This is a genomic window from Acinetobacter sp. ABJ_C4_1, from assembly GCF_044538495.1.
Classification (GTDB): domain Bacteria; phylum Pseudomonadota; class Gammaproteobacteria; order Pseudomonadales; family Moraxellaceae; genus Acinetobacter; species Acinetobacter nosocomialis_A.
Genome location: NZ_JBIUCQ010000013.1, coordinates 1 through 22,565, shown reverse-complemented (window position 1 = coordinate 22,565; position 22,565 = coordinate 1). Strand labels below are relative to the sequence as shown.

19 protein-coding genes are annotated in these 22,565 nt (G+C 39.2%); 10 read left to right on the top strand and 9 right to left on the bottom strand.

Annotated features, from left to right (window positions below; genetic code table 11):
• The first annotated feature begins 26 nt into the window (after positions 1–26).
• The 3 genes from ACIF8R_RS14440 (at position 27) to ACIF8R_RS14430 (ending at position 2,293) form a co-directional block, all read left to right on the top strand.
• Positions 27–875, top strand: coding sequence for a sulfurtransferase (locus tag ACIF8R_RS14440; protein WP_396481609.1), 849 nt, complete (start codon positions 27–29; stop codon positions 873–875).
• Complete coding sequence (asd, locus tag ACIF8R_RS14435; protein ID WP_396481512.1) at positions 872–1,723, top strand: archaetidylserine decarboxylase; 852 nt, start codon at positions 872–874, stop codon at positions 1,721–1,723. Before ACIF8R_RS14440 ends, asd begins: the two co-directional genes overlap by 4 nt.
• A 135-nt stretch (positions 1,724–1,858) precedes the next feature.
• Complete coding sequence (locus tag ACIF8R_RS14430; protein ID WP_263614862.1) at positions 1,859–2,293, top strand: hypothetical protein; 435 nt, start codon at positions 1,859–1,861, stop codon at positions 2,291–2,293.
• 56 nt (positions 2,294–2,349) lie between these two features.
• Here ACIF8R_RS14430 and ACIF8R_RS14425 read toward each other — a convergent pair whose 3' ends face one another.
• Positions 2,350–3,111, bottom strand: coding sequence for an AcfC family putative adhesin (locus tag ACIF8R_RS14425; RefSeq protein ID WP_396481510.1), 762 nt, complete (start codon positions 3,109–3,111; stop codon positions 2,350–2,352).
• 230 nt (positions 3,112–3,341) lie between these two features.
• On the opposite strand from ACIF8R_RS14425, the gene ACIF8R_RS14420 reads away from it, so the two are divergent.
• On the top strand, positions 3,342–4,538 hold the full coding sequence (locus ACIF8R_RS14420) for an alpha/beta fold hydrolase (protein ID WP_396481508.1): 1,197 nt from the start codon (positions 3,342–3,344) through the stop codon (positions 4,536–4,538).
• Positions 4,539–4,605: 67 nt separating this feature from the next.
• Here ACIF8R_RS14420 and phoR read toward each other — a convergent pair whose 3' ends face one another.
• The 3 genes from phoR to ACIF8R_RS14405 all read right to left on the bottom strand — a co-directional run bounded on the left by phoR (position 4,606) and on the right by ACIF8R_RS14405 (position 7,611).
• Positions 4,606–5,964 carry a phosphate regulon sensor histidine kinase PhoR gene (gene phoR / locus ACIF8R_RS14415; protein WP_263614859.1) on the bottom strand — a complete coding sequence of 453 codons (1,359 nt, stop codon included), beginning with the start codon at positions 5,962–5,964 and terminating at the stop codon, positions 4,606–4,608.
• 9 nt (positions 5,965–5,973) lie between these two features.
• Positions 5,974–6,684, bottom strand: coding sequence for a phosphate regulon transcriptional regulator PhoB (phoB, locus tag ACIF8R_RS14410; RefSeq protein ID WP_000650776.1), 711 nt, complete (start codon positions 6,682–6,684; stop codon positions 5,974–5,976).
• Positions 6,685–6,939: 255 nt separating this feature from the next.
• Positions 6,940–7,611 carry a TetR/AcrR family transcriptional regulator gene (locus tag ACIF8R_RS14405; RefSeq protein WP_198071896.1) on the bottom strand — a complete coding sequence of 224 codons (672 nt, stop codon included), beginning with the start codon at positions 7,609–7,611 and terminating at the stop codon, positions 6,940–6,942.
• A 196-nt stretch (positions 7,612–7,807) separates the two neighbouring features.
• On the opposite strand from ACIF8R_RS14405, the gene ACIF8R_RS14400 reads away from it, so the two are divergent.
• Positions 7,808–8,641, top strand: a complete 834-nt coding sequence (locus ACIF8R_RS14400; protein ID WP_348888319.1) for an SDR family NAD(P)-dependent oxidoreductase — start codon at positions 7,808–7,810, stop codon at positions 8,639–8,641.
• Positions 8,642–8,696: 55 nt separating this feature from the next.
• Here ACIF8R_RS14400 and ACIF8R_RS14395 read toward each other — a convergent pair whose 3' ends face one another.
• The 5 genes from ACIF8R_RS14395 to ACIF8R_RS14375 all read right to left on the bottom strand — a co-directional run bounded on the left by ACIF8R_RS14395 (position 8,697) and on the right by ACIF8R_RS14375 (position 13,840).
• Entirely contained in the window at positions 8,697–10,064 is a 1,368-nt protein-coding gene (locus ACIF8R_RS14395) for an MATE family efflux transporter (RefSeq protein ID WP_396481506.1), read from the bottom strand.
• Between the two features lie 105 nt (positions 10,065–10,169).
• Positions 10,170–11,324 carry a pyridoxal phosphate-dependent aminotransferase gene (locus ACIF8R_RS14390; protein WP_396481504.1) on the bottom strand — a complete coding sequence of 385 codons (1,155 nt, stop codon included), beginning with the start codon at positions 11,322–11,324 and terminating at the stop codon, positions 10,170–10,172.
• Between the two features lie 27 nt (positions 11,325–11,351).
• A complete protein-coding gene (locus tag ACIF8R_RS14385; protein WP_263614855.1) occupies positions 11,352–12,662 on the bottom strand; it encodes a DUF445 domain-containing protein in 1,311 nt (436 codons plus the stop codon).
• Positions 12,663–12,675: 13 nt separating this feature from the next.
• Positions 12,676–13,239, bottom strand: a complete 564-nt coding sequence (locus ACIF8R_RS14380) for a CC0125/CC1285 family lipoprotein (RefSeq protein ID WP_151761708.1) — start codon at positions 13,237–13,239, stop codon at positions 12,676–12,678.
• A gap of 61 nt (positions 13,240–13,300) precedes the next feature.
• Positions 13,301–13,840 carry a DUF924 family protein gene (locus ACIF8R_RS14375; protein WP_191028761.1) on the bottom strand — a complete coding sequence of 180 codons (540 nt, stop codon included), beginning with the start codon at positions 13,838–13,840 and terminating at the stop codon, positions 13,301–13,303.
• Between the two features lie 168 nt (positions 13,841–14,008).
• Between ACIF8R_RS14375 and gshA the strand changes: the two genes are divergently transcribed.
• From gshA to ACIF8R_RS14350, 5 genes are all read left to right on the top strand, one after another.
• Positions 14,009–15,586, top strand: coding sequence for a glutamate--cysteine ligase (gene gshA / locus ACIF8R_RS14370; RefSeq protein ID WP_396481502.1), 1,578 nt, complete (start codon positions 14,009–14,011; stop codon positions 15,584–15,586).
• Positions 15,587–15,600: 14 nt separating this feature from the next.
• Positions 15,601–16,116: a disulfide bond formation protein B gene (locus ACIF8R_RS14365; protein WP_001240033.1), complete on the top strand. Its 516-nt coding sequence runs from the start codon at positions 15,601–15,603 to the stop codon at positions 16,114–16,116.
• Positions 16,117–16,283: 167 nt separating this feature from the next.
• Positions 16,284–19,610: a type VI secretion system Vgr family protein gene (locus ACIF8R_RS14360; protein WP_396481500.1), complete on the top strand. Its 3,327-nt coding sequence runs from the start codon at positions 16,284–16,286 to the stop codon at positions 19,608–19,610.
• Between the two features lie 2 nt (positions 19,611–19,612).
• Positions 19,613–21,760 carry a LysM peptidoglycan-binding domain-containing protein gene (locus tag ACIF8R_RS14355; RefSeq protein ID WP_396481498.1) on the top strand — a complete coding sequence of 716 codons (2,148 nt, stop codon included), beginning with the start codon at positions 19,613–19,615 and terminating at the stop codon, positions 21,758–21,760.
• Position 21,761: 1 nt separating this feature from the next.
• On the top strand, positions 21,762–22,490 hold the full coding sequence (locus ACIF8R_RS14350; RefSeq protein ID WP_396481496.1) for a hypothetical protein: 729 nt from the start codon (positions 21,762–21,764) through the stop codon (positions 22,488–22,490).
• Positions 22,491–22,565 lie beyond the last annotated feature (75 nt).

Genomic DNA, 22,565 nt, shown 5'->3' with positions numbered 1-22,565 from the left:
AGCTGGTATAAAAAGTAACCATGACGATGACACTCCCTGATTTTAAACTCGATTTATTAATAGAAGCAGAAGAGTTAGTGCCTTATTTAGGCAATGAATATATCCGTATTGTAGATTTGAGCCGCGCCTCGGTTTATGAACAACTCCATATTCCACATGCCATTCACTTACAGCCTAAATGGTTGGTGGCTCAACATGAAGAAGCCACTGGTATTTTGCCAGATGAAGCAGGTTTACAAGCGCTCATTGAAAAATTGAATATTTCGCCAAATCACCATGTGGTGGTCTATGACGATGAAGGTGGGGCATGGGCTGGGCGTTTAATCTGGAATTTGCATTGCTTAGGGTTTACCCGCACCAGTTTAATTAATGGCGGCATTCATGCATGGCTTGGCGCAGGTTTACCCACCACAGCTGAGGTTGAAGAACTCCCTCGAGTTAATGATTTAATCCAGATTGATTTATCACATGCTGCTCAGTTCCGAGTGAACTATGAAGAACTACGCAAACAGGTTGAACAAGAAAGTATTCAACTGTGGGATTGTAGGACGAGTGATGAGTACAGTGGTGTTCGTTTAGCGGCTCGACGCGGTGGTCACATTCCAAATGCACTCCATTTTGAATGGAGTACTGCACTTAATCGTCAAAATCATCTAAAATTGCATCCGCTTGAACGCACGCGGCAGCGTCTTGAACAACTTGGGTTCGATTTAAAACAACCTGTAGTCGTATACTGCCAGTCACATCACCGTTCTGGTTTGGCCTATATTTTGGCTAGACTTTTGGGTTGGGAAGCAAAAGCCTATGATGGTGCGTGGAGTGAATGGGGCAATCGCCTCGATAGTCCTATCATTACTGGAGAATCGCCGTCTTGAGTTTTACATCTCGCTTAAAAAAAGAATTATTTATTAAGGCACAAAATCTTGTTCCTCAGCATCAGTTAAGCCGTGTGGTGGGTAAAGTTGCTGCAAGTGAAAATCCAGTGTTAAAAGCTGCGGTTATTCATGCATTTAAAACCAAATACGGCATTGATTTATCAATTGCTGAACAAGGCAATGCACTCAAATATAAATCTTTTAATGATTTCTTTACCCGTGCATTGAAAGATGGCGTACGTCTAGTTGACGAAAATCCAGACAGTATTGTTTCACCAGCAGATGGCGCAATTTCTCAAATTGGTAAAATCACTGCTGGCGAAGTTTTTCAGGCAAAAGGCCAAAGCTTCTCTGTAGAAAAATTAATTGGTGACCCACAACTTGCTCAACCTTTCCAAGAAGGCGAGTTTGCAACTGTTTATTTGTCTCCACGCGATTATCACCGTGTTCATATGCCATTTTCAGGCACATTAACTGAAACTTTATATGTACCGGGTGAGTTATTTTCAGTAAATCAGGTCACTGCTGAAAATGTACCGGGTTTATTTGCCCGTAATGAGCGTATGGTTTGCTTGTTTGATACTGAGCTTGGTCGTATGGCTGTCGTTTTAGTCGGCGCTATGATTGTTGCAGGTATTGAAACGGTAGCAACAGGTAAAGTAAAACCGTCGGGTCGTATCGAATTACAGCATCATCAGTTGAAGTTAGAGAAAGGTACTGAGCTTGGCCGTTTTTATTTAGGTTCTACCGCAATTATTTTATTTGAAAAAGATAAAATCGAGTGGGAAAAACGTTTTAAAGCCGAGTCTGTTGTTGTGATGGGCGAACGTATGGGCCATACGCTTTAACCCATCAATAGATTTAAAAAGAGAGCATTTGCTCTCTTTTTTATTTACATTTCTATAATTAACTATATTTTTAAATATAATGTTTAGCAGTAAATTAATTTTTAACTCATTATAAATACTCACGAAGAGAATAAAATGTCCCCAACTCCTATCATTAGTTTATATTTTGCTTCGGCTTTGACTTTCGTGGCCGCGTTACTTCATTTTATTTGTGTGTTTTGGGGAGCAAATGGTTTTCGGTTTTTAGGGGCTGGGAAAAGTATTGTTCAGATGGTCGAAAGGGGACATTGGTATCCTAATTTTACAGCTATAGCTGTGGGGATTATTCTAACAGTATGTTCTATGTATGCCTTCTTTGCAGCAAAAGGACTACAGCTATTACCTTTTACCGAAATTATTTTGTCACTTGTTGCAGCCGTGTTTCTTATTCGTGGTTTTGCTTTTCCATGGTTAAAATCAAAATTTGTTGGGAATAGTGATTTATTTTGGTATATCAGCTCAGCCTTTTGTTTAATACTGGGTACTTTATATGCCGTAGGCGTATATTCAATATCAAAGAATATATTTTAGCTTAGGCAGAGTTAATACTTTTCAAAATTAAAAAGGGAGTATGACTCCCTTTTTAATTATTTAGTCCAACCATATTTTTTGAAAATAGCATTGCCTTGTTGAGACGATAGAAAATCCACAAAACGTTTAGCTTCAGTGTCTTTTAAACTATGCTTGGTTAAGGCTACACCTGTATCTCGATAAATAACTAGCTCTGGTTCAATCGGTATAATTTGTCCAATGTCTGGGTTACTGACTCCCCAAATATTAAAGACTAACCAAGCATCATAGCTGCTATTTTCTTCCCAGTTTTTCTTGGCAATTCCTGTGTTGGCTGCATAGGTGGCAATATTTTTTCGAAAAGATTTGGTTAATTTAATATTTCCAGTTCTGCCAGCAATATCTTCCCACATACCGACTTGACCTGCGCCATGCGTAACTAAAACCTTAACACTAGGTTTAGCGAGGTCTTTAAAACCTTTAATATTTTTAGGATTTCCTTTGCGTACTAAAATCGCTGCGGGGCGTAGATATAAAGGCTCTACCGAGTCTTTTATAATTTGCTCAGAAAAAGCATTTTCAAAATCAGACATCATGGCTTCGGAACCGCTATATATAACATCGGCATCTTGTTTCGCTTTTTCCGACCATTGAGAAGTAGGTCCAGAAGTCACATGGACTGCTATGCCCGTTTTATTGGTGAATTGTTTGGCGGCTTCTTTCATTGCGGGTGCTGGACCACCAGGACCATACACTTGTACGTCTGCAAAGCTATGGATAGATACAGAACCGAGAATAATACAAATTAGGTACGGTATAAATTTATATTGTTTTAACATTTTAATCGCTGTAGTAATTAGGAAAATATCAGCATATATTTTTTATTATTTAAACGGGATTAATTTTTGCAACCGTATTTATATTACATATTTTTAAAATATAGTTTTATCAAGTTTTACTGATTATATTTTTATTTATTTCCATTAAATATAGATAACTTTATGGTAATGTATATTTTATAAATTGATTATTTAAATAGATGTAATGTAAATAATAGAGGAGTAATCCCTTGATTAGAAAAAGTAATTCCTTTTTTAAAATTTTATTTAGCAGTATTTGTTTGATATCTGGTTCTGCTATGGCTGCTCCAATTACAGATTTGAGTAAGCAAATAGTAAGTGAAAAACCGGGTTCAATATTGTCTATAGAACAGCAAGATGTAACGAGTTTATTTCCTCAAGCCGATCAGCGTTTGTTGATCAATTATCGTAGTCGAGGTGTGAATGGCGAGCCTATCGTTGCCTCAGCATTTATTTTACTACCGAAAGGAACACCGCCAAAAAATGGTTGGCCGATACTTGCTTGGGCACATGGTACGACCGGAGTTGCTGACACCTGTGCACCTTCTGGTGACTATGTAGATGGTCCAGTTCATTCATATCAGGAAGTGGCTTCCAAAGCTTTAGATGGTTGGCTTGCACGCGGCTATGCGGTCGTTGCACCGGATTATCAGGGCTTAGGTACGCTAGGTGCACATCCCTATATGAATGCTAAGAGTCAACTGCATACAGTGGTAGATGCTGTACGAGCATTACATGTACTTCAGCCAAAAGATTTTAATAAACAGTGGTTGGTGATGGGGCATAGTCAAGGCGGAGCTGCTGCCATTGCTGTGGCAGCGTATGGTCAAAAAGACGCTCCCGAATTAGATTTAAAAGGGGCAATCGCTCTTGCGCCAGGCGGCTATCAATATGAGGGCATTGCAGAATATGTGAAAACTAATCCGAACCCGGAACCTAGTGTGGCAGCATTTTTCCCGATTGTATTATTGGGAGCACAAGCAGCAGAACCAAAAATTGTTCCTGAAAATTTAGTTAGTCCAGAAATGAACACTGTGCTAACGCAAGCACGTAGCCGCTGTTTATCTGAACTTCAATCTGATTTGAAAAAATCTCCTTCTAGCATATTTAAAGCTGATGCAGATTTAAAACCTCTTTTGGCTTATCTAAAACAGCAATCCATTGAAAATATGGTGCCGACTGTACCATTAATGATTGTTCAAGGTTCTAAAGATCATTTAGTCGACCCGAGAGGCACATCTGCTTATTACCAACAGCTATGTAAATTAAAAAAACCAACCATATATCAAACGATTGATGGTGGAGATCATCGCGATGCATTGCGCCAGAGCAACACTTTTGCCATCAACTTTTTAAATGTCATTGAGAAAAATCAGGCTAAATCTTATTGCTCTAATTTTAAATAAATAGATTTAAATGTGACAAAAAAGCCGACTTTCATGAGTCGGCTTTTTATATGTACGAGCGATAATTTTAGGTCATGTTATAGAGTCTTTCTTTTGGAAAAACTGCGGTAAAGGTTGATCCTTCATTTTCTTTAGATTGCACATCTAAATACGCGCCGTGTTGCATTAATACGTGTTTTACAATCGCAAGGCCTAAACCAGTTCCACCAGTTTGACGACTACGGTCGCTGTCTACGCGGTAGAAGCGTTCGGTCAGACGCGGCAAATGTTTTGGATTAATCCCGATGCCTGTATCTTGCACGCTAAAGTAAGCATGTTCACCATCGTCGTGCCAGCCAATAGTAATGGTTCCACCTTTTGGCGTGTACTTGATGGCATTCGTAATTAGATTACTAAATGCGCTGGCAATTTCCATGTCAGAACCAATCAGGTCACAGTGGCTATCAATGTGTAAATTGAGCGTGTGTCCATAATCAGCATTGTAGGCCTGAGCATCATCAAACAATTGATTCATTAAACTCGGCATTTCAATAATCTGGTTTTTTGCAATTTTCTTGTTATTTTCTAAATTTGATAACAGCAGTAAATCATTGACCAAAGCATTCATACGCTTGGTTTGTGATTGCATTTGGTCAAATGCGCGTTTCCAGCGTGGGCTAATATCTTCTTGGTCGGTAAATGTTTCGATATAGCCACTGAGTACAGTTAACGGTGTACGAAGCTCATGTGAAATATTATCGACGAAGTCTTTACGCATTTGCTCAAGGTTGTGCATACGTGTTACGTCGTAAGCTACGAGTAAACGGCTTTCTCCACCGAACCGTGTGAGTTTGACCTGTACATAACGGTCATCATCAAGACTCGAATGGAGTTTTATCCCATCTGGTGCTTGATCAATATTGTTAAAATATTCAATAAAAGTCGGCTGGCGCAAAATGGTTAATAAATTGCGACCACGGTCGAGTGGACTGATCCCCAATAAACGCTCTGCGGCTGGGTTCCACCATTCAATTTGATGTTGATCATCAATGAGTACTACTGCTTCAGCGAGGGCAACTAAAGAGGATTGAGCACGGTCAATCAGCCCCACCATTTCGGCTTGAACAATACGTTCCTGACGCTGAGCACGATACACATTAAATAATAATGCCCCCCAAATGCCACTTAGGTTGGGAGGAACATCGTAAGGGTTGTTGGCAATCCAGTCATTCACCAAATATAAAGAACGCAACTGGAGTGCAAAAAACACCACGAAGGCAATAAAAATACAGCTCCAGAAATACCCAACCCCTAAACCGACTAAACCTGCAATAATCAGGAAAAATAATAAAAGTCGTAAATCTTGTTTAGCAAACGTCCACAAACTACTGTAACGGGAAAGCTTTTGTTCACGTACCTGTTCAGGGACGGGGTAGGGTTCATACATAAATTTTGGTTAACCTGCGGCTAAATCTGCACGTGTAGAGAAACGATAACCTGTACCACGTACGGTTTGAACAAATCGGTCAACACCAAAAGGTTCTAACACTTTACGCAACCGACGGATATGTACATCGATGGTACGATCTTCGATGTATACATTACCGCCCCATACCTGATCGAGCAACTGGGCACGTGTATATGCACGTTCCGGATGGGTCATAAAAAATGCAAGTAAGCGATATTCTGTTGGTCCCATATCTAAAATGCTGTTACCAAAGCTCACGCGTTGGCTTACAGGATCAAGAATTAAACCATTGGCATCAATTGTTTTTTCACCGCTTAATGCATTTGCGCGGCGTAAAACAGCTTTAATACGAGAAACCAGTTCACGGGTTGAAAATGGCTTAGTCATATAGTCGTCTGCGCCAGCGTCTAGACCTTGTACTTTGTGGTCTTCTTCTCCGCGAGCGGTGAGCATAATGACTGGAATTTCTGCTAGATTTTCATCACGTTTTAAGCGGCGGCATAAATCCACACCACTTACGCCTCCAGGTAACATCCAATCAAGCAAGATAAGTGCTGGACGTTGGTCGACGATAATTTGATGAGCCTGTTTGGCATCTTCAGCCTGTAAACATTGAAAGCCTGCCATATCCAAAGAAGTATGGATCATTTCACGAATAGGAAGCTCATCATCGACAATTAAAATATAGTCATCTTTCACAGCGTAATACCTTGTAGATTTTAACGGTGAACCGTTTTGTAGTTATGACAGGCTTATTACAAAGATTAATTATGACAATTTCATTGCAGAAAAGTCTATAAAATCGAATTTAGCAATAATTTGTGACAAAAATACGGCAAGCACATGACCGAATGATGACAGGGCGACATAAATTTTCTTAAAGCCATTCAAGGTGTTACCAATTTGCTTTCAGCTACGTTTTGGGACTTAAAGTAGTGTCAAAAAACTTTAATATTATTTTGAAACTTGTGCCAATAAAGACAAGAAAACAATACGGCAGGCTGTCAAAACTTGTTCGAGAGACTGCTCAAAGCCACCCATCACCCATCGAATTGCAATTTGCGTAACGTAACCATTTAGTCCTGTTGCAATTAAAGAGAGCTCATTTTCCTTATGCTGTATTTGCGGCATGGTCAGCATAACGAATGCTTGAATCATACGGTCAAACTGAGCAAGGGTTTCCTGAATGGTGGCCTGATTATGTAATTCCTGAACCAGAACTGCATCTACATAGACAATACGGGCTAAACGAGGGTCTTCTTTTAAGGTGGTCAGCAGTGCTCTTAAGCCTGCATCGACCATTTTTTCTGGATCTGGTGCGGCCTTAATCACAGCTTGCATTAAATTTTGCTGTAATTCTTCAATCATTTTTAAAAAGATGGTTTGGAATAAATCCTCACTCTTTTTAAAAGATTCATAAAAATAGCGTTCGGTGAGTTTTGCTTCTTGGCAGACATCCTTTACCGTCACTGAAAAAAAGCCAAGGGTCCCATAAGTCGCAATACCCGCTTCAATGAGTTTTTCGCGGCGTGCTTCTTTACGCTCGGAAAGAGATAACCCTTTGAACTGACGTTCTTTACTCACAGTTTTTGTTTTCTTTTTACTGGTTGAGTCGTTTGTCGCCATAAATAAATGGTTTCCTGATTTATCGGTTTTTCGGCAAATATGAGGCCTATGATAAAGCGGTCAGCAGAATTGTGCCAATCTATCTGAAATTACAGTGTACTATATTGACAATGATTATTGTCAAAATTATATTAAAAGAGTCTAAAATGCACATGCAATGAACCGGTTGTGCAAATCGAAAAACAAAGGATGGACAATGAAAAATTTTAAAAACAAAGTCGCTGCAATCACGGGCGCAGGTTCTGGCATTGGGCAACAATTAGCAATTCTCTTGGCGAAACAAGGCTGCCATCTTTCGTTAAGTGACATTAATGAAAAGGGCTTAGAGAAAACTGTTGAGCTATTAAAACCCTACAGTAACATTACTGTAACAACCAAAAAGTTAGACGTTTCTGACCGCGAAGCAGTAAAGCAGTGGGCACAGGAAACCGTGCAAGATCATGGCTCTGTTAACCTAATTTTTAACAATGCTGGGGTTGCTTTAGGTTCAACTGTAGAAGGCGCAACCTACGAAGATTTAGAGTGGATTGTTGGAATTAACTTCTGGGGCGTGGTTTACGGGACCAAAGAATTTTTACCGTTTATTAAGCAAACTCAAGATGGTCATATTATTAATATTTCCAGCTTATTCGGTTTAACAGCTCAACCAACCCAGTCTGGCTATAACGCGACTAAATTTGCCGTGCGTGGTTTTACCGAATCGTTACGCCAAGAATTAGATATTGAAAAAAGTGGCGTGAGTTCTTTGTGCGTACATCCGGGGGGAATTCGCACCAATATTGCTAAAGCTGCAAAAATGAGTGATAGCTTGAGTAGTTTAGGTATGGACCCAGCTAAATCGATTCAAAACTTTGATAAGTTCCTACGTACCCCACCAGAAGAAGCGGCTCGTCAAATCTTAGACGCAGTTTTGAAAAATAAACGCCGTTTATTGATTGGTAGTGACGCAAAAATTCTGGATGCATTCCAACGTTTGTTCCCGACAGGCTACCAACGTGCTTCCACCATTGTGACGAAATGGATGAAATAAGATTTAAATAAAAAAAGCCATCAATTGATGGCTTTTTTTATAAGGTTCAAGCTTTTTAGATCAGGACTTTGATCTTCTTTTTCTTCCAAATAAACTGGTAATACAAGCCTTGAACAATACAGAGGCTGACAAATGCTAAGGCATAGGCAAACCAGATTCCTTTAAGTCCCCATATTGAGCTAAACCAGTAAGCACATGGAATTTCAATAAATAGAATAGCTGAGATATTGAGTAACATTGGAGCTGTCACGGTTCCGCTGGCACGCATGATGGATGCAAAAATGGCGCCTGCACCAAAGAATAAAATTGCCCAAAGTACAATAAATAAAAGCTGCTGCCCTAATACCACCACGGTTGGGTCGGTAATAAATAAAGCCATTAAGTATTTTGAAAAGAGATAGCCAAGCGCAATTAAGGTACCTGTAAATAAAAAGTTCATACCTAAAGCCGTGCGGGTAACACGTGCAAGTAGGTCTGATTTACCTGCACCAATCGCTTGTGCTGCGAAAATTGAAGCCGCAATTGAGATTGATAAAGCAGGGAACTGAATATAGTTGAGTACTTGGTTTACGGCACCATACGCAGCTGTCGCATGCGCTCCAAAGCGGTTAACTAAACCTACAATCACGAGTCCCGCCATAGAAGTCGTAATCATTTGAATACCTGTTGGCACACCTAAACGTAAAATGATTTTGCTTAAGTCTGGGTTGTGACGGATATGTTGCAAAAGCTGGCGGTTCGGTCTAAGTGGATGCTTTTTCTTGTTTAGGTAAATCGCAAGAAAAATTAGGATAGCAATATAACTAATAATTGATGCTATAGCGGGTGCAATAATGCCGAGAGCAGGAAAGCCAAAATAACCTTTAAGCAAAATTGGGGTAATAATTACGCCAATTACACTGGTTAATGCCAATGCCAGTAAAGGTGTAGTACTGTCACCCACACCACGTAAAATTGAGGTATAGATAATATAGACAAATAGAAGCGGACTACCCGCTAACATCCATTGTACATAAGGCAAAGAGAGATGCATGACCTTTGGGTCGGTGCCTAAAAGCTCTAAAATATTGTGGGCAAAAAATACACCAATAATCGCGGTAATGATTCCGCCAATAATGGTCATAAACAGGGTAGAACCCACTACACTTTGTACTTTTTCAAAATTCTGTGCGCCCCATGCTTGCCCTACTAACACTGTGGTGCCTGTTGAAATTCCGATAATAAAAGCAAGGAGCAAGAATAAAATAGGGAAATATACAGAAACTGCGGCAATTGCATCGACTCCCATCATTTGTCCAACAAAGATGGTGTTAATGGTGCCAGACAGATTTTGCAAAATATTGGTTGCAATAAGCGGCAATAAGAAAACAAAAAATGTTTTCCATAGATTTTGCTGATGAATTAATGACTGTCTTGGTGGCATGTGTTCTCCATCGCCCATCTCTTTGATGAGCGGGGCGGATATTCAACTTAGCATATTTAGATAAGATTTCTTGTAGTGTTTTGCTAGGCTAAGTTTCTAAATTTATTAACATTCATTCAAGATTTCTCCTGCTTTTTGCAATGTTTCATCATTTTTAGCAAAGCAGAAACGAATGAGGCGTAAAGACTCTGGTGCTTGCTGGTAGAAAACCGAAACAGGAATAGCCACAATTTTATGTTGCTCGGCAAGAAACTGGCACATTTCAACATCTTTTAAGTCAGGTCTAATCTGACTGTAATCAAGGTTTTGGAAATAAGTCCCTTGCGATGGTTTTAGTAAAAAACGGCTATTGTGAATTGCCTGATTAAAACGATCTCGCTTAGTTTGATAGAACTGTGAAAGTTCCTGAATGTGTTTTGGATGTTGCTGCATATATTGCGCTAGCGCAATCTGACAAGGTGTCGTACCACAGAAATTTGCGTATTGGTAAATCTGGCGGAATAAACGCATTAATTCAGGTGAGGCGACGCAATAACCTGTTTTCCAACCTGTCACATGAAAGGTTTTCCCAAAAGAACCAATCACAAAACTACGTTCTCTGAGCTCTGGAAAATGCAATGCACTAAAGTGCTGTTGACCATCAAAAACTAAATGTTCATAGACTTCATCGGATAAAACCACAATGTTTTTATCTCGAATCAGTTCAATAAGCTCTAACCAGTCTTGTTTTTCCCAGATGGTGCCAGTGGGATTGTGAGGTGTGTTCACCACAATCATACGGGTTTTGTCATTAATCAAATCTTTAACTTGTTGCCAGTTCACCTTAAAGTCAGGTGCTTGCAGGGCAATACGAACAGCTTTACCACCTGCTAGCTGAACAGAAGGCCCATAGCTGTCATAACTCGGGTCAAAAATAATGACTTCATCACCTGTGTTGATACAGGCTTGTATAGCACAGAAAATAGCGATGGTCGCGCCAGGTGTAATCGTGATCTGGGTTACAGGGTCAAGTTGAAGTTGATCACGCTGTTGAAACTGTAAAGCAAGCTGTTCACGGAGTGCGAGAATGCCATCACCAGGTGGGTATTGATTGTGTCCAGCCAAAGTTGCCTGTGAGAGGGCTTCGAGCAAAGCAGGAGGGGCTGGAAAGTCTGGGAAACCTTGTGAAAGGTTAAGTGCACCCAAGCGCTGTGCCATTGCCGTCATGGTACTAAAAATAGTTACCCCTTGTGCGGGCAATTTTGACTGAAGCTGTAGCATGTTGTTCTCTTAAAGAAATTATTAAGGTTATAAAATCGATTCAATCGCTGCGCGGATTACACCTAGAGTTAAACCGATAAATGCACCAACTACAACGCCATTTACTCGAATCATGTGTAAGTCGCCACCGACTTCATTTTCAATTTTTCCAATCATTTCACGTGAGTCCCATTCATGAATACGCTCACTCACATAGCGTATGATTTTATGGCTATATTGATCCGTAAAGTTCATGGCAAGTCCTGTCATTTCTTTGTTGAGAACTTCGCGTACTTTTACATTTTGGACAAGATTTTCACCCAATTGCTGAATGGCAGCTCTCAGGTTCATCGCAATGCCGGAGTCTTCTTTCATTAAATCCGCTTTAATGGCATCACATAAAATGGTGACAGCACCACTAATGAAATTTAGAACTTGTGGACTATCTAGCAGCGCATCTTTACCGCTATTGAGGCGTTGACTGGCAACACTGTCAGGATTTGCTAATTCGAGCATAAGTGAATGAGCAACGGTTTCAATTTCCTGTCGCCATGGGTGTTCGTGGTCGGCCAGCATTGACTCTACTTTTTCAACCAGTGAATCGATGGTACGTTGCTGAACATCAATACCAATCCAGCTTGCGCCTTTTGCAAGAGACCAGACACCTAGCGCTTTAAACATTTTTCGGGTTAACTCACGGGTTTTATCTGGGTTTTGTACCACCCACTCATGCGCAATATCGAGGCCACGTTGCAATACATCTTGGTGGAAATCATTTTCCAATACTGCACGTAGCATTTCACTCGCAAGTTTATTGACCTGAGTGTTACGTACCCATTGCACGCTATTGTTTTGCACAAAATTAGCAATTTGCTCTTGGCTCACAAACTCAAAAATTTTCGGCACAGTTTGCTGAATGAGTTGCACCACTTGTGTGTTGTTTTGTGGGCTGGCTAGCCATTGCCCAATGGCAAGGCTTAGGTCAGTTTTTTCTAAGCTTCGTTCTACCACTTGAGGTGACAGGAAGTTTTCCTGCACAAATCGGCCCATTGACTCTGCAATACGAGCCTTATTGCGCGGAATAATTTCGGTATGATCCCGCAAAAATTTTGGGATAGGAAGCTTACCAAATGGGTTTCGAAACAGAACGGTAATTGCATACCAGTCTGCGAGTCCACCTACTACGCCAGCTTCCGCGCCTAACATTAAAATATGAATTAAGTTGGTGTACTCTGGCAGAAAGCGATTGGCAATCAATAACCCAATCCACAGCACTACTACAATAATAAGTGCCAGCGTCGCAAAGTATTTGCTGCGCTTCAGATTGGGTGCATGGTGTACTTCTTCTGCCATATTCATACGGTCATCCTATTCATTTTTGTTTTACTGGCGGCTCAGGCGGTGGCAGCAATTCTCCTGTCGGGCTTAAACCATATTTTTGTCCGATAGATTTGAGAATTAACGTTGCATCAAAAGCGTCCTGCGGAGCCTGCTTTTGATCCCGATAACATTCAATAGTATACGACACTTGAACAGGGTCGATATTGACCACTTGTGGGAAATCATAGAACGGATCATGCCAGAAACCCGGATAACGGCGACCATAGCCATACGGATAAAAACTTGGCGCAGATGGGTAAACCACGGCCTGACGAGGCGGTTTTTGGCTTTGGTTACTTGGGTCATTTTGCACTTTAAAAAAGCGGAAGCCTTTTTGTACGGTCGTTTGTGCTGCTTTCACCAAGGTAATTTCTTCAGCTGTTCCATAGCTCATGTTTGAGTCAGCTTGGAAGCTGATTCGGAACGTTTGTGCATTTAACGGATAGGCTGAAAACTGGCCAAGCTGATTGAAGGTTTTTGGTTTGCTCGGTAGGGTTGAACAAGCACTTAAAGTTAAGGCAGTGCCTAAAGCTAAACAAAGAGAGAGATATTTCATGGTGAACTCCCAGCTGAGCATGGAAGAATGGATAACTCAGCATTAAAAAAATAAAGCAGTCTTAAAAACTGCTGTTCGGTTCTAATAAAAATTCGGTTTCCTCTGGTGTTGAAACACGTCCAAGGATGGCATTGCGATGAGGATAACGTCCAAAGCGATCGATAATCACTTTATGTTTTTTCTCAAAGCTTAAATTAATTTCATTGCCGAGGCGTTGAAATAATTTTAAGGCAAATTCATGAATCAGCTTCGATTCACTATGCATAAACGGCATGTATAGAAACGAACGCTGTTCAGGGTTAAGCTGTGCATCGAGTTGTAAGCTAATTGCTTCTTGTGACAAAGCTAAAGCGAGGCTGTCGTAAGCAAAAGATTCGGGTTGATCACGATAAATGTTGCGAGAAAACTGATCTAGCACAATAATCTCTGCAAGACGACCTTCTGCCGTTTTTCGCCAAGACCAAAGTTCTGCTCGAGTTGCCTGACGATGAATATCTGCAAATTGATCACGAATTTTTGTGTCAAATTCATCACTTTTTGCAAACCAAAGTGAACGGTGTTCAGGTGAAAACCAGAAGTTTAAAATGTCTTGATCGTTCATGATATTGACAACTCTTTAGCAATTATTCTTCAATAAAATCACAATTCTTTCGTGTCTTAAATAACAAGATTGTGATAAAAATTGCCAAACTGAAATGATGTGATCATATCAACATCCATATCATGTCACGATTTTGTATATAGTGATCTTTTATAAGCGAGCAAATGCATGAGTCAACCCACTACACCATCTCAATCAGTTATTCCTGCTTGGGTGGATTCGTCGCTACTACAAGGCATGTTACGTGGAATAGAACGTGAAAGCCTACGTATGCAAAGTAATGGGTTCTTATCACAAGAGTTACATCCAAAGGCATTAGGTTCAGCTTTAACACATCCAAAAATTACAACTGACTATTCAGAAGCGTTGATGGAGTTTATTACTTCACCACAGCCAACGATTGGTGATGCCTTGCATGAGCTCACCGATATTCATGCGGTTGTACACCGTCATTTAGAAAATGGTGAAAAACTCTGGCCGTTGTCTATGCCATGTATGCTAGATGACAATGAGGAGCGTATTCGTCTAGCGCAATACGGTACTTCTAATATTGGCCGTTTCAAGACGCTTTATCGCCGTGGTTTGGGTATTCGTTATGGTCGCCGTATGCAGACGATTTCGGGCGTACACTATAATTTATCTTTTCCAGATTCGCTTTTTACTGCCTTGCAGGCACATGAAACTGACGAAAAATTAAAAGCACTCAGTCTGCAAGATTATCGTAGTCATCGTTATTTTGGACTTATCCGTAATTTTATTCGCTTAACGCCACTGGTGATGTTTTTAGTCGGGGCGAGCCCTTCGGTTTGTCGTTGTTTCTTGACGGGACATGAACATCATTTGTTGCCTTTAATCAAAGGGTCATACTATTTACCGTATGCTACAGCACTCCGTATGGGACGTTTAGGCTACCAAAACTCGGCACAAAAAAGTTTAGGTATTCACTACAACAACCTATCTGGTTATCTGGCTGGTTTACAAAAAGCAGTACATTCTCCTTACCCGCCATTTAGCCGTTTAGGGTTAAATGATGCCTCTGGTGAACCGTTGCAAATTAATGACCATGTTTTACAAATCGAGAATGAATATTACAGTCTCGTACGTCCAAAACAGGTACCTCACGCAGGTGAAACGCCATCTCAAGCCTTGCAAAATCGAGGAGTGGGTTATGTTGAACTTCGTGCAGTAGATGTAAATCCATATTCACCAATTGGTGTAAATGAAACAACGGCTGGCTTCCTTGAAGCACTTGCACTTTATTGCTTACTCAGTGATAGCCCTGAGTTGCTATGTCCTGAGCAAGATTTGATTGAGAAAAACCAGACAGAAGTGGTTAACCGTGGCCGAGCGCCAAACGCAACCATTACTGATTTAAATGGGTCTTACCATATTGAAGATTGGGCACGTCAGCATATTTCGAACATGCAGGCTTGTGCCAAATTACTCGATCAGACCTATGCAACAACTCTGTACAGCTCGGCTTTGACCGTAATGCAAGAACGCATTGATGAAGTAGATGAAACATTATCTGCACATGTGATTGATGACACGTTAAAGCATGGTGGAACCTGGAGCTTTGGCAGTCATATGGCACAGATGCATGCTGAAAGTTATGAAAAGCATGAAATCAGTGCAGAGACTTTACAATATTTTGAACAATTGGCTGCACAATCTTTACAGCAGCAAGAACAACTTGAGCAAGATAGTCAGATCAGTTTTGATCAATATCTTGAACAATATAGATAAAAATGAGGTTTTACATGCGATTAAGTTACCGTTTGGTGAGTGGACTGCTTGTATTGGCAAGCATTGTCGGCATGTCTTTTGCGTTGTATTTGGAACATGTAAAAGGGTTAGAGCCATGTCCGCTCTGTATTTTTCAACGTGTTGGCTTAATGGCAATGGGATTTGTGGCGCTCATTGCATTTTTGCATAACCCAGTTTCCAATGCGATTAAACGCTTCTATGCATTTTTAGCAGGTATTGCAATTTTATGGTCAGTCGGCGTGGCAGGCCGTCATGTTTGGATACAGCATTTACCAGCAGACCAAGTACCAAGCTGTGGACCGGGTTTAAATTATTTAATCGATGCTTTACCGATGAAAGCAGTTTTACAAGAAGTGCTTTCTGGTTCAGGTGAATGTGCGGCAATTGACTGGACTTTTTTAGGCCAGTCTTTACCAATGTGGTCATTGGTTTATTTCGTTTTGCTTTTGCTGGTCTGTTTATGGCAGTTATTCCGTTTTTATCCAGTATTTAAGACTGCTAAAAAGTGAGTTTAACACGATTAAAAAAAGCTCAACTTAAGTTGAGCTTTTTTTAATCACATTAGAATAAGTGAGAATATAAGAAAAATTGATAAAAATAACGCATAATTTTGTAGACAGATAGTTCTGTTTTTTATAAAGTGCAGCCGTTTATATATCCTTATGATTATAAAAAAATGCTTTTTAATATATTTAGTGTCTTGGAAAAAATAGGGCTAAATGCCCAGAAACGTGCTATCCATGTACAGTTTTCTAATGAACTACTCAATAACCAAATATTCTTACAACGTATAGAAGGCCAACATCAGCTGAATGGTGGCCTAATGGCAGAATTGATCTGCCTTTCAACCAATGCCCAAATTGCATTGAAGCAATTTATTGGCGTTCAAGTCGCTGTTGATCAGGTCACAGATTCGGGTCAATTGTTCCGAACAACAGGTATTGTGACTGAAGCCAGTTATGGACAAAGTGATGGTGCTTTAACGCTTTATAAGCTGACTTTAGAAGATGCGACAAATTTATGGCACAAACGCCGTAATAGTCGTGTTTTTATGAATAAAAGTATCGTAGAAATTACCGAAGTTTTATTTAAAGAGTGGCAAGAAAAAAGTCCACTGTTTGCTGCGAGTTTAAGTCTTGACTTGGGTGGGTTAAGTCAAAACTATGATATTCGACCTTTCACCATGCAGCACAATGAGTCTGACTATGACTTCCTTACGCGTTTATGGCGAAGTGAAGGTATTAGTTGGCTCATTGATGAATCAGAGCTTTTTGTTCCACATTTTACTGCGCCCATACAAGCTCAAAAACTAAGATTAATTGATGACAATAGCCAGTATCAGGCTTTAGAGCGTCGTAGTATTCGCTATCACAGAAGTAGCGCAACCGAATATCAAGATAGTATTACTGGTTTTGTTGCGGTGCGGAGTTTGCAACCGACAGCGGTACATGTACAGCGCTGGCAACCCGATGCCCTTGCACAAGAAGAGGGTAATGGTTCGGTTGTTACTACGCATACACATTCAGACAGCTTTGACTCCGCCACTTTAAGTCTTGAGCAAGCATGGCACGTAAGCCCCGCTTGGATGCAAGATTTAAAAGGGGAAGATCAGGCAACCGCTTCGGGTAGTAGTCAGTTAGAAAAACTAAATCAGCACTTCACCGACATGCATGCGAGTCGGGCCAAATATTTTAAAGCCTATAGTAGTGTCCGCGATAGCCAAGTCGGCTATTGGTTTAATCTACGCGAACACCCTGAAATTGATCAGCATGAAGGGGCAGATCAAGAGTTCCTGATTATTGCTAAAAACTTCTATAACCAAAATAACTTACCTAAAGATTTACATCAGCAAGTTAGCCAGTTATTAACCCAAAGTCGTTGGGATCAACACGGCTACGATGATATAGAGCGTCAAGGTAATGAACTGACTCTAATACGCCGTCAAATCAAAACTGCGCCTGAATATAATCCAGAACAGCATCGACCAATTGCCTATCCACAACGAGCAAAAGTCGTGGGGCCACAAGGAGAAACCATTCATGTCGATGAATGGGGGCGCATTAAAGTACGTTTTCTATTTACCCGTAGTGATGATCATGGCCATGACGGTGGTGCAGGTAGCAATGACAATGATACTGACTCAGCTTGGGTGGATGTTCTGACTCCTTGGGCAGGAGAAGGGTATGGGGCACGTTTCTTACCACGTATTGGTGAAGTGGTTGTTATTGACTTCTTTGATGGCAATATCGACCGTCCATTTGTGACTGGGCGCATCCATGAAGCGCAGCGTTCACCAACCAGGTTCGATATAAAAGGTCAGCTTCCTGCAACTAAAAAACTGAGCGGGATTCGCAGTCAGGAAATCAATGGAAGCGGCTTCAATCAATTACGTTTTGATGATACAACCGGGCAAATAAGTACTCAACTTCAAAGTAGTCATGCGGCAACACAGCTGAATTTGGGTAATTTAAGCCATCCAAAAGAGCAAGAGGCGAGCCAAGGCCGAGGTGAAGGCTTTGAGTTGAGAACAGATGCTTGGGGAGCTGTGCGTGCGGGTAAAGGCATGCTCATTAGTACCTATGCACAAGAGCAGGCGATTGCAGACCATTTAGAGGCTGCACAAGCACAATCTTTACTTTCACAAGGCTATGAAAGCATGAAAATGCTCAGTGAAGTTGCAGCTAAGCAACAAACTGATGCTTTGAACGTGATTAATCGCTTACCTAAGTTCATCCAGTCGCTTGAGCTAAAAACCACAGGTCAGGCATTAAATAGTACGGTGAACTTATTTAAAGAAGGCATTAATAATGATCCTATTCACGCCTTAAAAGACTGTGGCGGCTTTATTCAAGATATTGGTGCATTGGGTGGAAACGCAAAAGGCGTTGTAGATGAATTTAATGCTTTCTTCACCGATGCCAAAGATGCAGTGGAAAACTTAAAAGCGTTCATCGAAAACGTTGAAGAACATGGTGCCGACATCGTTAAAGGTAAGCTTGCCAGCATTAAAGATCGCATTCATAAAAATCCATTTGAAAGTATTCAAGAGGTCGGAAAAGTCTTAGCCAATGTTGAGACTAAAGACTTCGACCTAATGAGTGTATGCGGAACTTTTAGTAAAGGCAGTAAATTGGAAGTATCACCTTCTAAAGCATTGAGTTCTTTACAAGGCTTTATGGAGGGTTATACCCAAGGTTTAGAAAGTAGTTCCGATACTAAACAGCAAGAACAAGGCAAAATTTTTAGACAAGCGCTTATGTTATTAGCATCGCCAAATGGCATTGCTTTGACGACGCCTGAAAATATTATTTTGCAAGCGTCGCAAGATATTGCTGAAAGTGCCAGTGGTTCAATTAATTTGAGTGCACAGAAAAATATTATTGGGCACGCACAAGACAAAATCAGTTTGTTTGCTGCGCAAAAAGGTTTGCGTGCTTATGCAGCAAAAGGAAAACTTGAACTACAAGCACAAGATGATGCTATTGAAGCAATTGCCAAGAAAGTCATCAAGCTCATTTCTACTGAAGATAAAATCGAGCTTACAAGTCCAAAAGAAATTGTATTAACCGCAGGTGGGTCACAGCTCAAAATTAATGCCAATGGCGTATTTTCAACAACAGGCGGTAAGTTTGAAAGTAAAGCTGGCCAGCATTTGTTTACGGGTGGGGCCAAGGTTTCTTATGAGGTTCCTAAGATGCCTAATACACCAAGTTTTAGTAATCGTTTAGATATATATGATCTATTTTGGGAAAGTGACTTTAGTAAGCTTAGCTATAAGGCATTCATTCCAGAGACAAATTCATTTACTTCAGGGGCTGTAGATGAGCATGGACGTACAGGAAAAATCAGTAGTGCTGATCCAACAAATGTTCAAGTTTTAATTGGTTCTGATGATGAATGGGGGCTATTAATTGATAGCTTTGATGAAGATGACTTTTTAGAAGATCAGAGCATAAATGGTAATAACTCTGGAATTGATAATAATACTGAAGATAGGGGCTGAAAATGAATAAAAAATCATTAGTTACAATACAAATTTTAGATTTATTTGGCAGCCCAATTTCAAAAGCACAATATGTAGTAAAAAACCAGAAAACTGGGCGAGTTATCGCGGCGGGACCAACAAATTCATCTGGGTGTATTGTTGAAATCAGCCAAGATAAAGGAACTGCTTTAGATGTATATATTAAAAGTATGTTTAAAGGCTCAATGGTTAAAGTACAAAGTTTTGTAATGTCTAAAGACCGAATGATTGTAAAAATTACAAGTCCTAAAGTCCTTTTGGATTTAAAAACATTAACGAATCAAGGTAATAATGGACAATATAAAAGGAAAACACATATTGTTAAAAAGGGTGATACGCTTTTTGAAATAGCACAAAAAAATCATACGACTGTTCGAGCACTAGAACGTTTAAATAAAATAGACGATCCCAATAAGATTAGTATTGGACAAGTCATTAAATTACCAGTTCATATTCCTGCTTCTGGAAATCATTCACACCAAGACAAACCTAAGCACAAGCACTCAGCTCAATCTACAAATAAACCTACTGCTAGTAGTGCAAAAACTACCCCAGCTCCAGCAGCAAAAAGGCCAGCTAATCCTGCTTCTCAAACAAAACAAGAAAATGGGCTTCCAGAAAAAGCACATCAACTTTATGAAGATACTAAAAAAGCATTGAATGAAGCTGCAAGTTCAGTTTCTAAAATTTTGACTGTTGATGATCGTAGTCAAGATGGAGGTACTCCTAAAGCAAATACTACAAATATTTGTAAAACCAATCCTCAATGTATTTCCAGTGGTAAAAGTGAGTTAATCAGAGAAGTTAATATTCGCTTAGCAGGTTTTGGTGGAGCATTACCAACAGATGAATTTACAGAACTGACTGCAAAATGTATTAGACAATTCCAACGGGATTATATGGGGGTTCCAGACACTGGGAAGATTTGTGGTAGTGTTATTACAGCTTTAGATCAGTTTTATGATGAATACCCCATTTCTGCCTTCATGGGAAAAGCTGCTTGTAATTGTGGTAAGTGTTCTGGTTTTGGAAATGGAAAGACGGGAGTACAATCAGGCATAAATATTGCTAATGAATACCCAGGTATTCATAGATCTTTAATTTGGATACTAAAAACTTTAAATTTTTATTTAAGAAATGAATTTAAAGATAAGAAAATTAATGTGGCATATATAGAATCTGGTTATAGATGTATTGAAAATAATAAGAAACATGAGAGAACATCTGTAAATCATATGGGGTTAGCTCTAGATATACATTTTCATAAAAATGGAGTTAGAACACGAGAATTAAGTGATATGGAATTTATTCGAAAAAATATTATGGCAAAAAAAATGGGAGCATCTGAACAAAGAATCAGGGACAAGATTTATTTAGAACCTAAAGTCTTTAGAAGTGGAGAGTCGGGTGCAACATCTTGGGTACATTTTGATATTACAATGTTTCTAGCTACATATTTTAATAATAATATGTTTAAAACAAAAGTAAGCGACTTAAATGGAGTTAAACTAGTTAATCTTGCTGCTTCGTCACGTATTCTAAGTTGTGGGGGGCTAGTTGCATTACCAAAATCTCAAAATAATATAACAGATGAACTAGTTTTAAGTAATCAAGATATTATAGATATTATGAAAGTAACCGAAACTGAAGTTATAAAATTTAAGACAGAAAAATATTTTTTAGAACAAGCAGCTGGCGTTGTCGATACTATTATGAACAGAACTAAATCCGGAGTATGGGGAAATAGTGTAAGAAAAGTTGTGAATGCTGATAGGCAATTTTCTAAAATTACTGGACCGAAGAGTTTAGATCCCTACGGTAGCGTTGAAAATATGCCTATGTCACATGTAAGCAAAAAAATTAGAAATTTTGTAAATAGTTATCTTGTAGAGCGGGCTAATGGAAAAAAATCAATTATTGGAGAGAATCTAAACTATGCAAATAAATATTATTCAGATGAAAAGAATAGAAAAGCTTGGGTAGATAAATTTCATAATGAGGCAGTGAAAAATGGTATGATACTTGGTACAGGTAAAGCTATACATGCCCACGGAACGGTTCGAGAGTTAAGAGATAAAATGCCAAAACCGTTTAAAATTGTTCTACCTAAAGATTTCAAAGGAATTTAATATGTTTGGAAAGTATGTATTTTATACAGGTTGGTTATTAGCAACCTTGAGTTTAAGTGTATCGGCATGTGCAGATAATTCAAAAGTGAATTGTAATACAAATAATGTTTATGGAGATTTAAAATGCTTAGAGAAAGAAAATACAAAACTAATTAATCAGCTGGATAATAAAAAAAATAAAGAAAGAAATGATTATAATCAATGGGTAAAAGAAATAAAAAATAAGTGTGAAGGTAAGATAAGCTATGCTTCTGGAGAGGGAGCTGGTTTAATTAAAAATCAATGTTATCGAGAAGAATATTTGTCTAGACTCTCTTTTATTAATACGGGAAAAGTTAAAAAAAATGACAAAAATATTCATGGTTTAGAATTAACACATTTACCATATAATTCCAATGATCATCTCAAATGCATCATAAAAAAGGAGGCAAATAGTTGTTCTAAAGTTAACTTGGTAAAATCATCTAACTTAACTAAATACTATTCATTTATTTCACCAGCATATGGAGATAGTATTGTTTTGCCTGAAACAGATAATAGTAAACAAATAATTGTTTCTCCTTTTGAAGACAATGAAGATGAAGGCCCACAGTTAGAAATTTCTATTATTAATGCTTTTGGTGTGGTAGAACAAAAAACTATATCTGCAAACAAAAATGTAGTAATCGATAAAAATTATAATTTAATTTATAAAGATGGTAATAAAGAAAAAATATTAAAATTAAAGTAAGGTACTAAAAGTCCATATAAAATATAAATTTCAAATAATAAATTAATAATAAAAAACAGTAAATATTTACTGTTT

Excerpts from the sequence above, each read along its gene's own strand:
- ACIF8R_RS14440 (WP_396481609.1), top strand. The coding sequence starts at position 27 with ATGACACTCCCTGATTTTAAACTCGATTTATTAATAGAAGCAGAAGAG.
- ACIF8R_RS14430 (WP_263614862.1), top strand. The coding sequence starts at position 1,859 with ATGTCCCCAACTCCTATCATTAGTTTATATTTTGCTTCGGCTTTGACT.
- ACIF8R_RS14425 (WP_396481510.1), bottom strand. The coding sequence starts at position 3,111 with ATGTTAAAACAATATAAATTTATACCGTACCTAATTTGTATTATTCTC.
- phoR (WP_263614859.1), bottom strand. The coding sequence starts at position 5,964 with ATGTATGAACCCTACCCCGTCCCTGAACAGGTACGTGAACAAAAGCTT.
- ACIF8R_RS14405 (WP_198071896.1), bottom strand. The coding sequence starts at position 7,611 with ATGGCGACAAACGACTCAACCAGTAAAAAGAAAACAAAAACTGTGAGT.
- ACIF8R_RS14400 (WP_348888319.1), top strand. The coding sequence starts at position 7,808 with ATGAAAAATTTTAAAAACAAAGTCGCTGCAATCACGGGCGCAGGTTCT.
- ACIF8R_RS14395 (WP_396481506.1), bottom strand. The coding sequence starts at position 10,064 with ATGCCACCAAGACAGTCATTAATTCATCAGCAAAATCTATGGAAAACA.
- ACIF8R_RS14390 (WP_396481504.1), bottom strand. The coding sequence starts at position 11,324 with ATGCTACAGCTTCAGTCAAAATTGCCCGCACAAGGGGTAACTATTTTT.
- ACIF8R_RS14385 (WP_263614855.1), bottom strand. The coding sequence starts at position 12,662 with ATGAATATGGCAGAAGAAGTACACCATGCACCCAATCTGAAGCGCAGC.
- ACIF8R_RS14380 (WP_151761708.1), bottom strand. The coding sequence starts at position 13,239 with ATGAAATATCTCTCTCTTTGTTTAGCTTTAGGCACTGCCTTAACTTTA.
- ACIF8R_RS14375 (WP_191028761.1), bottom strand. The coding sequence starts at position 13,840 with ATGAACGATCAAGACATTTTAAACTTCTGGTTTTCACCTGAACACCGT.
- gshA (WP_396481502.1), top strand. The coding sequence starts at position 14,009 with ATGAGTCAACCCACTACACCATCTCAATCAGTTATTCCTGCTTGGGTG.
- ACIF8R_RS14365 (WP_001240033.1), top strand. The coding sequence starts at position 15,601 with ATGCGATTAAGTTACCGTTTGGTGAGTGGACTGCTTGTATTGGCAAGC.
- ACIF8R_RS14360 (WP_396481500.1), top strand. The coding sequence starts at position 16,284 with ATGCTTTTTAATATATTTAGTGTCTTGGAAAAAATAGGGCTAAATGCC.
- ACIF8R_RS14355 (WP_396481498.1), top strand. The coding sequence starts at position 19,613 with ATGAATAAAAAATCATTAGTTACAATACAAATTTTAGATTTATTTGGC.
- ACIF8R_RS14350 (WP_396481496.1), top strand. The coding sequence starts at position 21,762 with ATGTTTGGAAAGTATGTATTTTATACAGGTTGGTTATTAGCAACCTTG.